The organism is Flavobacterium sp. FG139 (assembly GCF_057809695.1).
Map to the genome: position 1 here is coordinate 308,356 of NZ_JBMDKL010000003.1, position 13,040 is coordinate 321,395.

Genomic DNA, 13,040 nt, shown 5'->3' on the forward strand with positions numbered 1-13,040 from the left:
ATAAAATTTAGAACTTATGAAAAAATTAATCATCCCTCTTATTTTTATTTTTCTTTCATGTGAAAAAAAGAATGATTTAGAACTAGAGATTCTTACTAATCAAATGAACGCATTAAATGTAAGTCCAGACAAATATTTTGATTATCTGGTTTACGAGAATAATGTAAGAAAGAAATCACTAACAGTATTGACATATAAATTAACTAACAACTCTAGTAAAACTTATTATTTTAATTTAGATAATTACAATGAAAAATTTGAAAATAATTATCTAAAAGTTGACAGAGTATTTCTATCTATTTCAGATAATTTAAATAAAAAAGTTATAGTTAAAGCTAGAGAAGCTACAGCAGGAGCAGGAATTTTAAAAACATTTAAACTAAATGAATATTTGAATTACAATCCAATTACTCGTCATGAATTTAAAAATTTTATTATTCATCCGAAAGAAACACTATTTTTTGAATGGTTTGTTGTATTACCATTTGGAAATAATATTGAGAATCTAAATTATAATGTAGTTTTAGATTCTAGAAAAAAATATTTTGCAAGTATTTTGATGAGTAGTGATAGTACAAATTTCAAAAAAACATTATCAAGAACTGATTTAAAGACAATTCAAGAAAACAAGTATGAAGTTTATAATGGAGTTGTAAAATCAATAAACAAAATACCCATAAAAATATATGATTCTGAAAAGTAATTTTGAATAACGGTGCAACTTTAGATTTAATTGACTAATAAATCCTAAAGATGTAATTTTTTTTGTATAAAGTAGGTATAAAAACTAAATTTTAATGTAAAGAAAGTACCAAATTATAAAATATATTTATGTGGAGTGATAATGAAACATCAGAAGACCTTTTAGGATTTAAAGTACACGCAAATTTATTAATTGATGTTGTGAAAGATGATAGTGTTTTACCTATTAGTATTGGTGTGTTCGGAGATTGGGGTAGCGGAAAATCGAGCATTTTACAGATTATTAAAGACAAGTTCGAAGAAAAGGATGATAGTGATAATTTCATAGAAAATGAAACTCTTTGTATTTATTTCAATGGTTGGACATTTGAGGGATATGATGATGCAAAAGCAGCATTATTAAATGCTATTTTAAAAGAATTAGAAAATAACAAGAAATTAGAAGAAAATGTAAAAGAGGCTGTAAAAGAAAAAGCTAAAAAATTATGGGAGTCAATTGATTGGATGAGAGGGGCTGGAATGGTCTTAAAAAATGTTGCATTACCCGCAGTTTCAGCTTATTTTACAGGTGGTTTAAGTTTGCTTCCTTTTGCATATCAAAAATTGTCAGAATGGGGAGCAGATAGTCCTGAAAAATTAATTGAAAAATTACAATCAGATGAGGGTAAAGAGTTTTTTAAATCTCTTACAAAAGATGATATCGAAGCAGACAAAAAAGACAAAACTAATGTAGTTGCAGAATTCAGAAATGATTTTATTGAATTATTAGATGCTACAAAATTCAAAAGATTAGTTGTTATAATTGATGATTTAGATAGATGTACTCCTGAAAGAATTATTGAGAACCTTGAAGCAGTTAAATTATTTTTAAATGTTCCAAAAACTGCCTTTATTATTGGTGCAGACCCAAGAATAGTTAAACACGCAATTGAACATAAATACAAAAACAATAGTCAAATTGAAGAGGACAACAATAGAATTATTGATGACTATTTAGAAAAATTGATTCAACTCCCTTATTCATTACCAAAATTATCTGAACCCGAAGTTGAAACTTATATTTCGATGCTCATTTGTAAAAGAGAATTAGACGAAACCTCTTTCAAAATGGTTCATTCAGAATTCCAAAAATTTAGAATAACTGATAGATATTCTGCATTTGGTTTGACAAATTTTGAAAAAATTTTACAAAAGGTTGATTTTGACAAGGTGAAAGCAAATGTTATTACAATTCCTTCATTAGTTCCGTTAATTACTCAAAGTTTATATGGAAATCCAAGACAAATAAAGAGATTTCTTAATACTTATACTTTAAGACAAAGATTAGCAGATGTGGCATCATTAAGTAATTTTAATGATTCCATATTAGCGAAACTCATGATTTTAGAATATTCAGAATTAAAACTTTTCAAACAACTATTTGAATGGCAGATAAATCAAGATGGATTACCTGACGAAATAAAAGAAATAGAGAAACATTGTATTGACAAAACAAGTGAAGAGAGTTTGTCAAATTTAAAATCTGATTTTAATGATTGGTGTAAGCCTAAAGTTATAAAATGGATTCAGGTCGAGCCACAATTATCTCAAATTGATTTAAGAGATTATTTTTGGATTTCAAGAGATAAAATAGGAAGTTCTATAACTGCTTCAAGTATAGTTCCACAAATTGTAAAAAAATTATTTAACGAATTACGCATTGATGGAATGACACCATCTGTTACAAAAAGTTTGATTCAAAAACAGTTTATGCAATTTACTGAAATTGAAAAAGAGAGTTTCTTTCTATTATTAAGTGGTAATTTGAAGAAGAATCAAAAGGAAAAAAGATATTATGATATTTTTAATTGCATGATGGATGAAAATATTGATAACACACCATATTACTATATGGAGTCATTAAAAGTAGTTGATTCCTCTAATATTGAAGCGGCTATTGGTTTAGCTTTACAGGCTTATAGTAATCGCCCTATATTTGGAGAATTTCTTACGAATTATTTCAAAGATGGGAAAAGCAAAGCAAGTAAAGCATTTAAAATAAAAAAATAGTATGGGTACATCAAAATCATTTTCAGATGCAAATAAAACAATGATTCCTAATTGGGGAGATTTGAGTTCTGCTATGACAACCAGTTGTGATTCTTCAACTTTACAAACACCAAAATTACAAGGAATACTTAAAAATTTTGTAAATGTTCTTGGAGGAGCTACAAAAGCTGGCAGAGGAGGTTCAAAAATAGGTGGAAAAGGAGGAATTAAAACTGCAAAAAAATTAGGTGGTTTATTTTCTACATTTACTGGTTCAGGATACAATATTAGAGAAACCCTACAGTCAACAGGTTTAGCAGATATTGAAAATAAATCTGTTGCAGATATAATTAATCATTTAATCGAATATTGTTCAGGAACAGCTTCAACTATTGATGAAAATGCAGCTAAAGAAGCATCAAGATTATTATTTGAAGAATTAATAGCTGATGCAGATTCAATTGATGAAATTCAGGTTAATTTATCCAATGAATTTAATACTCATTCCTCCGAAGAAATAATAATCAAATATTTTGGATATTACATTAATGAATTACTATCTAAATGGTTTTATGAGAAACTTATTAAAGATAAAAACGAAGCAGATTGTAATAGTTTATTTCGACAAATTAAAAATTTCATTATTGAAAGGGTTGGCGGTATTCAAAAAAACAGGCTACTGCAAAATATTGATTGGAGTTCAAATGAAGCGGATAATTTAATAAAAGATATTCAACAAGATATTTTAACAGTATTTGAATAATTATGAAAGTAACAGTAGAAATAGTTGAAGCAGAATATGGTAAATTTTCAGATATAAAACTTTGTTATAAAAATTCTGCTAATGTTGACAGTAAAATATCCTTAGTTTTTAATCAATATGTAAAAGTATTCGATTTTACTGATGATTTTCGAAGCGTAAAATTTGATTTTTTCTTGATTTCTGCAATTGTATATGGTGTAGATAATTTATTTAACAGAGAGATTTACTCTTACGATGGTTGGGCTAGAGAATTAGAGGTCGAATTTCCAGTTTATAATTTATCTAATTGGCAGGGTAATGAAAATTTATTAGAGCAAATATTAAATTTTTTAACTGGGGACAATTGGAATATCACATTTACTAAGAACATAGAAAGGAATTATTTTATTCCTAAAAATGGAAGATGGAAAAGAAATATTAATAGTTATGAGAAAGAAAAAATTAAATCTGTTAGTCTGTTTTCAGGTGGATTAGATTCATTAATTGGAGTTATTGACGAATTAGAGAAATTAGGAAATGATGAGAAAATGTTATTTGTATCTCATTTCGATTATAAATCATCTGGACCAAATGGAGATCAATCAAAATTGTATAACTATCTAAAAGAAAAATATATTGATAAAATATATTGGGTACAATCCAAATTAGCATTAAATCGTAAAAACGAAAATTTTGAAAATGTTAAAGTAGAAAATAATTATAGAAGTAGATCTTTATTCTTTATTGGATTGGGATGTTATTTGAGTACAACGAATAAATTAATAATTCCTGAAAATGGTACAATCTCAATAAATTATCCATTGACTCCTTCAAGAGTGAGTTCTTTGAGCACAAGAACGACACATCCGTTTGTAATTGATAATATACAAAAACTTCTAAACAATTGTGGTTTAGGTATGATTATTAAAAATCCTTATACATTTAAAACCAAAGGAGAAATGTTTATTAATTGTACAAATCAAAATGTCCTAAATGGTATTTATGAAAAATCTGTTTCTTGTGGCAAAAGAGGAAGAAAGCAACACTGGGCAATAAAAATTGGCACTGAACAGTGTGGAAAATGTATGCCATGTATTTATAGAAGAGCGGCTTTAAATAAAGCTAATTTAGACACCCAATTGTACGGAAATAACATACTTACAGTTAGTTCATTAACAAATGATTTACCAGCATTATTTAGTTTTTTAAATAGACAAATCAGTATTGAACAAATGAAAAGAGATTTATTAATAAATGGAAGTATTTCCTTAGAAAACTTAACAGAATATTCTGAAATGGTTTTAAGATCTAAAGATGAAGTTTTACAATTATTTAGAGATAAAGGAAATGAATTTGTTAAATCTCAATTAAGGCAAATATGATAATAGACACCCATTGCCATATTGATATGTACCCAAATCCTATTCAGGTTTTAAATGAATGTGAAAAAAGAGGAGTTACTGTAATAAGTATGACTAGTCTACCAAGTCATTTTGAATTAGGTTATAATCACTTTATTAGTAAAAAAAAAGTAAGACAGGCTCTTGGTTTCCATCCGTTGATTATAAAAAAATATGATACCAATGAGATATTGAAATTTGAAAAATTAATAAATAAAACCTCGTATATTGGCGAAATTGGATTAGACTTTTCACGAGAGGGAATAAATACCAAAGATTTGCAAATTCAGGTTTTCAAAAAAATTCTTGAGATTATTAAAAATAATGTTTCAAGTAAAATTTTAAGTTTGCATTCAAGAGGTGCAGAGAAAGAAGTTTTAAGATACCTGATAGATCACAATATAAAATATGCCATTTTCCATTGGTATTCAGGAAACGTTGGAGATGTTGAAAATATTTTGAAAGCTGGGTATTATTTTTCAATAAATACATCAATGATTAAGTCAAAAAAAGGGGTTGATATTATAAGTAGATTACCTTTGAATAGGGTATTAATAGAGAGCGATGGACCATATATCGATAACAAAGGTAAACCAATTTACCCTTATGATTTAATTGAAGTTTATAATTATTTAGCACAAAAAAACAATATTTCTATAGATGAGATTATAAGTACAGTTAAAACTAATTTCTTTGGTTTAATAGCTAGTATTAATAAAGTCTAAATTATTTATTTTTGACTTTTTAGCTTTAAAATATATTTTATTTTCAAGTGACTTTTTCCACTTTGCTACAACAAATTTCAAGCTACATCTTCTTATAACTATACGAATCATCGCATAACAATATTGTTTCCTTGGTGTGAGTTGCTAATTCAGAAGTTATTATTTTCCAATAAGATAATATTTCTTGCTAAACGTAAAAGTGAATTTGACATGAAATTAGCAATTGTGTCAAACATTTGTTAGCTTTTGGACTTTAAAATTCATCTATAATTTCTACCGTCTGTTGAGCAAATGGGCTTTCATCAATTAACATCTGTAAAACACGTCTAAAATTATTCAATTCACGTTGCTCAATTACTTCTTGAATTTTAGTCCTGCCTTTATATCCTTTTTCTAGGATTAATTCTATCGCATCATCTATTCCAGTTAACGTACTAGGCATATCATAAAGAATAGCTGTAGGAGCTGAGTTTGGATCAATTTGAAACCATGAAGGATGTTTCCTAAATTCTGTGACTAATGAGTTTTCGACAAATCCATTTCTCTTGTAGAAAAGGCTTGCTTTCTCACGAACCCTTCCCTTTAGATTTTCTGGAACGACAATTTTTAGTTTAAAATCTGTGTATGTAACTCCATCTATGACAAGCGGGTTTGCTTTTTGTGGGGTCTCAACTAATTCTTTTACAAAATTTTTATAGTAACCTATTGCCAACGCTGTAGTTGGATAAAGACTTAAGTGTCCAAGTTCATAATGTTCTGCTATTGTTCTTGAATATGCTTCAGTTGCAAGTTTAATAGTAGAATCATCATCTGGATCAAATCTTGGCATATATATTCCATTGAAATCAGTTGGTAATTTTATGCCATCTTCAACAAGTAAAAAAGATTTATGTTTTCCCATTGCACCTAGAAATAATGCCATTTCTAAAATTACATTATCTCGTGCTTCAATCACAATCTTATCGTTTGTCAAAGTCAAATCATCGGAAGTAGCTACAAAAACTCCGAAATCGAAATACGAAGCCATTCTTAACAAATTATCAAAAGTACTTTTATTAGCTTCCCATATATTTGGATTTTCCCAAATGAAACAATCACCAATAGAAGATAAATTATTACAAACTTTTTTTGCAACAGGCAACCCTGCTTTTGATGAGCCTATAAATATTTTTGGTTTTAAATCAGTCATAGTAAATAATGTTTAATAAGTTAAAATTGCACGCTTAATGATTGGACTGCTCAAAATTTCCTTTGCAGAATCTTCGATTAAGGAATCTAAATCCGCTTTAAGCTTTCTTAGTTCAGGCAATAAAGTATCATCTTCAAGTGGATTTTCTAAACCATTCGGACTAGTCACAGATTTTCTGTAATTACTGCTAATTATCAAATTTTGCAATTCTTTAGATATCTCTTGAGCTATTTTCAGTTCCTCGCCATTTGAATAATTTATTAAAACATTTTCAATTGAATGAACTATTGTAGTCAAATGAAAACTAGATAGATTAATTCTAGTATCGGAATCTGCTCTAAGATTTTTTAATAAACGAATACCTCTACGTGATCCATCTGATGTTATATCGCCTTTGTGATTAACATTATTTATTGTTGCAAAAGGAAAATCTTTTAACTTGGTCTTTGTTGGAAATTTATATAAATAAACTCCTCGGTAATGTTCATTATTTGTTTCATTATATTTATTAGAATGATACCAAAAACAGAATACAATATCTACTTTTCGATTTAGTGATTTATTAAAAATTGAAATACTCTTTTCTCCTGAATCGTCTACTTCATCGTAAATATTTTTTAAGATTTTGATGGCTTGTTTTCTAAGTTCTATTATGTCCTCATTGGGGTCAGAACTTGTATAAGTATTATTTGGGTCAGGTTCTTGTGGATAATGATAACGATCAATTATTACTAATAAATCAAAATCACTATGTACTTTTATATTTGTTCGTGTTCTAACTGAACCTTGAGTTCGATAAGCTCTTTTGAAATGTAAATCGAATCCATTCTCTAGGTGAGTTTGAACTCTTTGAGCTGCTTCAATAGTTTTTTCGTTATACTTATTATCAATTGGTCTCATAGATTCTACCATATACTTAACGTTATCAGGTATGTCTTTTGAACTAAAAGATTTCGAAATTAGAGATTCATTTAATTCTCTGTCAAATTTTCTTGCTTGTAAGTTTGCAAGTCTCTGTGTGTAATTTTGTATTGCCATATATGTTTGATTTTTAGAAAGTTTTAACAATTGTTATGCCTAAAAAACCAATATGACATTCTGTCATTTTGCAGATTTGATTTAGTCTTACCACTAACTGTATTAGGTAAGTATTAGTGTGTCTTTTGATTTAGTTAAAAGCCAATAAAAATTAGTAATCATTGTTAAATAGTATATTTAAGAAATTGAACCTTAATTTTGAAAATATTAAAGAACTTATTGAATTATGTCTTTACAAAGGGAGGTAGTCTGAATAATTGAAAAGTATCAATTTAAAAGTTTATTTATTAGATAAAAGCTAGTTTATTATAAAAAATAAATAACAATAAGTTTAAAAAAGCTAGTATTAGGACTATGAAAAATTCTACATTTTTTTTAGATTCCAATGCTATTTATATTTTATAAGTTCGAGTATGTTTTTTAAAATTATTAAAATTTTTATTGTTAACTCTAAATAGAAGATACTTTAAAGTATATTGTTTCAAAATATTAAAAATAATTTTATCCAAATACAAATCATGGATTTAATTTGTATTTTTTAAATTCGTTGACTAAATGTTTTCTAAAAATGCTATATATTCAATAAAATAAATACATTTACAATTCCAATCAGGGCTAGTGGGTAATCTATAAACACAAAAAAAACCATCCGAAAGACGAATGGTTTTTGATATAGTTATTTGTTAAATTTTATAATTCGAATAATAAGGTTAAAGTCACATTGTTATTAACCGATTTAATTCGCGCCGCATCAGTCAATCCTTGTGTAAAAAACTGTTGGTTGTAATCACGTTTAGAATTTGAGTAAGCCAAATCTAATTTTGTGGTACCAAAATTAAAACCTAATCCACCAGAATAACCGGTTAAATCACCTACAGTTGTACCATCTTTATAAGGACTTTGTTCCCAACGGTAACCACCTCTAAAGCTTACTTTTTTTACTTTGAATTCACCTCCAATTCGCACTTCACTAGCTGTAGTTAAAGTATTTCCCATTGTTGTATTGGTAGTTGTGAAATCTGATTTTGGTCTGTAGGTAGTGTTGCTATAATCTTTAAAAGCATAATCGATGCTTAGCAGACCTCTTTTTCCAAATACATAAGCAAAACTTCCTGTTAATTTACCTGGAGATTTCAGTTTGTAAGGTTGGAAAATCATTGTTGTATTTGGATCTGTAGCTACCGTAGAATATATAGTATTGTCTTGAGTTGCATTCAATCCATAACCCGAGGTAACCAATCGTTGCGTTAGTTCATCAGTCAATCGGTACCAAGTTGGTGATTCATACGATACCCCTAAACGAACTTCTTTTACGGGTTTGAAAATGGTTCCTAATTGAAAAGAAAAGCCGCTTCCATAGGTATACAAATCATTGTAAAAACGAACATTATCTACCGTTGAACCTGTTGCATATTTGGGGTTACTATTGGATTCAAAAAAACTGCTTGATTGTCTGAAATCGATAAAATGAGAATTTAAATTCAATCCAAACGACCATTTATCGGTGTATTGTCCAGAAAAGTTGAACGCAAGTTTGCCGTTATAACCCGTAGTTTTTATTTTGTTTTCTTGGTAATAATTTCCTCCTGGAGCAATGTTGGTATAATAACTAGTATTGGTATTATTGTTTGCTGTAGGATCAATGATGTAAGAATTGTATCCTAAATACGCTTGTTGCTCATTATAGTACAATTCATCAAAATAATAGTTGTTTAGCGTTCCAAGCGATACACCATTGGCATAACTTAGGAAGTAATTGTCTATAGAATTGTTTGGATTTGTACCCGCAGAAAAAACAGAATTGTTTAAATTTCTATTGTTTTCATAATCTAGGGCTAAAGCAAATTTTTTCCAAGAACTTTTTTGGTCATCATTTTCAAAAACAAAAACGGCACCAGCTTGATTTAAGTTAAAAGAGTTTTTTGAGTCACTCGTGTTTTTGCCAAAATAATTAGAATTATTCTTAGTGTTGTAATTGGCTAAGGTGAATCCAACTTGGTTGTTAGCAAAAATCACAGAACCTGCTGGATTGATGTTAAGAGAAGAAAAATCACCGCCAAGAGCTCCAAATGCTCCACCCATTGCTCTAAATCGAGCCGTTCCGTTTAAATCGGTTTGAGAATAGCGCAAGGCGTCAGTAATATCTTGTGCTTGAATAGAAGTCATAGCTAAACTTGCTATTGCAATTGCAAAAATCTTTTTCATAAAATTATTTTTTAAGGCTATTGAATTTTACCATAAAGAAATCAGCACTTAATAAGGCAATGATTTGATTTGGTGTTTTTTTAAATTGTACTAATTGTGATAGGAATTATCTTCTTCCACCACCACCGCCAGATCTTCCACCGCCGCCACCGCCGTAGCTGCCACCGCCACCGCCATAGCTTCCACCACCACTTGGAGTATAGGATCTTGGAGAATCATAACTTCTTGGGGTTGATGGTGTGTATGTTCTTGGTGAAGAGGTTGTTGTAGAAGGAACTGAAGGAGTATAACTTCTAGGAGTATTGTAATTAGTGTTGTTGTTTGGAGTAGTTGATCTAGGTGAAACAGTTTCGTTAGTTCTTGGAACATAACTGCTTCTTGGAGTTCCAGTATTGCTATAGCTTCTTGGGATATTTGATGGTTCTCCAACAACTCGATTTCCTCCTAAAGCAGATCTTCCGCCGTTTCCAGACATACTTCGGTTTGGACTGCCATATCCGCTTCCTGTGAAGTTTGTGTTTCTTCTTCCACCAGAATGCGCGTAAGTGTGACCCAATGAACCGTTATTCCATGCCCAAGTGTTACCGTAATAACCATATCCATAAGGATTGTATCCATAACCATAAGGGTAATACCCGTAGCCATAACCGTAACCGTACCAACTTGGTCCGTACCAAGAATTCCAACCCCAAGCCCAACTTGGTGAATAGCCCCATGAGTTACCATACCAGCTGTTATATCCCCAATAGTTCCCATAATATCCACCACCACAATAACCCCAGCTAGGACCGTACCAATTGTTATAGCCCCATCCATTATTATAAACGTTTACAGTTACATTATCTGGATTGGAACCCCAACTGGCATAACCAGTTGCATTTTGATTGTCTGTAGTTGTAGTGTTAGTATTGACTTTTTTCAAAGTATCATTGTAGGTAGAATATTTTTCTACATCAGTAAATACTTGTTCATTTTCTTTGTTTAAAGAGCTAAAATAATCTTTGTAGTATCCGCTATTATTTGTTTCAGCTTTTTGTTTTGGTTTTTCGGTGCTTCCATAAACTCCATCATTATCATAATAAGAGGTGTTTTGATAAGAACCACAAGAAGTTGCCATCAAAGCCAAAACTCCAAGTACTGAATAAATGGAGATTTTTTTTGTAAAAAAATAATTTGTTTTCATATCTATAGCATTTTTATTGTTGGTCAATACAAAAATAGTTAGTTTTGCCGAACTATTTAGTTAAAATTAGTTAAACAATTTTTATGCCAAACTATTCATTATGAGCAAGAACTTAACAAAGAGAGAAGACGACTATTCCAAATGGTATAACGAACTTGTAGTTAAAGCCGATTTGGCTGAAAACTCTGGGGTTAGAGGGTGTATGGTTATTAAACCTTATGGCTATGCTATTTGGGAAAAAATGCAAGCAGAGTTAGATAGAATGTTTAAAGAAACAGGTCATAGCAATGCCTATTTTCCTCTTTTTGTGCCCAAAAGCATGTTTGAGGCAGAAGAAAAAAATGCAGAAGGTTTTGCAAAAGAGTGTGCCATTGTGACGCATTATCGTTTGAAAAATGATCCGGATAAACCGGGTAAATTGATGGTGGATCCTAATGCGAAATTAGAAGAAGAATTGATTGTTCGTCCAACGAGTGAAGCGATTATTTGGAGTACTTATAAAAATTGGGTGCAATCATACAGGGATTTGCCTTTGCTTATAAATCAATGGGCTAATGTAGTTCGTTGGGAAATGAGAACACGTTTGTTTTTAAGAACAGCAGAGTTTTTGTGGCAAGAAGGGCATACAGCACATGCGACTAAAGTTGAAGCTATTGAAGAGTCAGAAAAAATGATGAATGTGTATGCTGATTTTGTTCAAAACTTTATGGCAATTCCAGTTGTGAAAGGATTGAAAACAGAAACAGAGCGATTTGCAGGCGCAGAAGAAACGTATTGTATTGAAGCCTTAATGCAAGATGGTAAAGCTTTACAAGCTGGGACTTCTCATTTTTTAGGTCAAAATTTTGCGAAAGCATTTGATGTAAAATTTGCCAATCAAGAAGGAAAACAAGAGCATGTTTGGGGAACTTCTTGGGGAGTTTCAACACGATTGATGGGAGCTTTAGTAATGACGCATTCTGATGATAATGGATTGGTTTTGCCACCAAATTTGGCTCCAATACAAGTGGTTATTGTTCCTATATTCAAAACAGAGGAAGAATTTGAAAAAATCACTGAAGTTGTTGAAGGATTAGTGGCTCAATTTAAAAAATTAAAAATTTCGGTTAAATTTGATAATAGAACTACTCAAAAACCTGGATTTAAATTTGCCGAATGGGAATTAAAAGGGGTTCCTGTGCGAATTGCAGTAGGGCCAAAGGATTTAGAGAATGGTACTTTTGAAGTGGCTAGACGTGATACTTTAACAAAAGAAGTAGTTTCTAGTGATGGAATTGTGAATTATATTAATGATTTATTAGAGACTATTCAAAATGATTTGTTCAACAAAGCATTAAATTATAGAGATACACATATTACTGAAGTTAATGATTTTGAAGAATTTAAAGATGTTTTAGAAAATAAGGCAGGATTTATTTCAGCACATTGGGATGGAACTCCTGAAACTGAGGAAAAAATTAAAGATTTAACTAAGGCAACAATACGTTGTATACCTTTAAATCGTGTTACGGAAGAAGGTAAATGTGTTTTTACAGGAGCTAAATCTACTGGTAGAGTGCTGTTTGCAAAAGCCTACTAAAAAAAAATAAAAAAAGTTACAACTACTATTGTGCGAATAAAAAATAGTTGTATTTTTGCATCCGCATTTAAGCAGTAGGCCCGTTCGTCTATCGGTTAGGACGCCAGGTTTTCATCCTGGTAAGAGGGGTTCGATTCCCCTACGGGCTACAAGTTCAATTTATTATTGAGATTATTTTAACTTAAGATGATAATGGCCCGTTCGTCTATCGGTTAGGACGCCAGGTTTTCATCCTGGTAAGAGGGGTTC

General features: G+C 30.2%; 10 protein-coding genes and 1 tRNA gene. 7 read left to right on the top strand and 4 right to left on the bottom strand.

All coding sequences use genetic code 11. The features are described from left to right. The first annotated feature begins 16 nt into the window (after positions 1–16). The 5 genes from ACODSI_RS04280 to qatD all read left to right on the top strand — a co-directional run bounded on the left by ACODSI_RS04280 (position 17) and on the right by qatD (position 5,597). Positions 17–703, top strand: coding sequence for a hypothetical protein (locus ACODSI_RS04280; RefSeq protein ID WP_488915607.1), 687 nt, complete (start codon positions 17–19; stop codon positions 701–703). 128 nt (positions 704–831) lie between these two features. Then, positions 832–2,751 carry a KAP family P-loop NTPase fold protein gene (locus ACODSI_RS04285; protein WP_488915608.1) on the top strand — a complete coding sequence of 640 codons (1,920 nt, stop codon included), beginning with the start codon at positions 832–834 and terminating at the stop codon, positions 2,749–2,751. Between the two features lies 1 nt (position 2,752). Then, entirely contained in the window at positions 2,753–3,493 is a 741-nt protein-coding gene (locus tag ACODSI_RS04290) for a hypothetical protein (protein WP_488915609.1), read from the top strand. 2 nt (positions 3,494–3,495) lie between these two features. Then, positions 3,496–4,854, top strand: a complete 1,359-nt coding sequence (gene qatC, locus ACODSI_RS04295) for a Qat anti-phage system QueC-like protein QatC (protein WP_488915610.1) — start codon at positions 3,496–3,498, stop codon at positions 4,852–4,854. After that, the gene (gene qatD, locus ACODSI_RS04300; RefSeq protein ID WP_488915611.1) at positions 4,851–5,597 is read left to right on the top strand and encodes a Qat anti-phage system TatD family nuclease QatD; all 747 of its coding nucleotides are present in this window, start codon (positions 4,851–4,853) and stop codon (positions 5,595–5,597) included. The genes qatC and qatD overlap by 4 nt, the downstream gene beginning before the upstream one ends. Before the next feature lie 253 nt (positions 5,598–5,850). On the opposite strand, the gene ACODSI_RS04305 is transcribed toward qatD, so the two are convergent. The 4 genes from ACODSI_RS04305 to ACODSI_RS04320 all read right to left on the bottom strand — a co-directional run bounded on the left by ACODSI_RS04305 (position 5,851) and on the right by ACODSI_RS04320 (position 11,212). Further along, the gene (locus ACODSI_RS04305; RefSeq protein WP_488915612.1) at positions 5,851–6,786 is read right to left on the bottom strand and encodes an STING domain-containing protein; all 936 of its coding nucleotides are present in this window, start codon (positions 6,784–6,786) and stop codon (positions 5,851–5,853) included. A gap of 12 nt (positions 6,787–6,798) precedes the next feature. Next, on the bottom strand, positions 6,799–7,824 hold the full coding sequence (locus tag ACODSI_RS04310; RefSeq protein WP_488915613.1) for a nucleotidyltransferase family protein: 1,026 nt from the start codon (positions 7,822–7,824) through the stop codon (positions 6,799–6,801). 690 nt (positions 7,825–8,514) lie between these two features. After that, entirely contained in the window at positions 8,515–10,029 is a 1,515-nt protein-coding gene (locus tag ACODSI_RS04315; RefSeq protein ID WP_488915614.1) for an OmpP1/FadL family transporter, read from the bottom strand. A gap of 106 nt (positions 10,030–10,135) precedes the next feature. Continuing rightward, entirely contained in the window at positions 10,136–11,212 is a 1,077-nt protein-coding gene (locus ACODSI_RS04320; RefSeq protein ID WP_488915615.1) for a hypothetical protein, read from the bottom strand. Positions 11,213–11,312: 100 nt separating this feature from the next. On the opposite strand from ACODSI_RS04320, the gene proS reads away from it, so the two are divergent. Next, positions 11,313–12,791, top strand: a complete 1,479-nt coding sequence (gene proS, locus ACODSI_RS04325) for a proline--tRNA ligase (RefSeq protein ID WP_488915616.1) — start codon at positions 11,313–11,315, stop codon at positions 12,789–12,791. Between the two features lie 77 nt (positions 12,792–12,868). Further along, positions 12,869–12,940 (top strand) — tRNA-Glu (locus tag ACODSI_RS04330). Positions 12,941–13,040 lie beyond the last annotated feature (100 nt).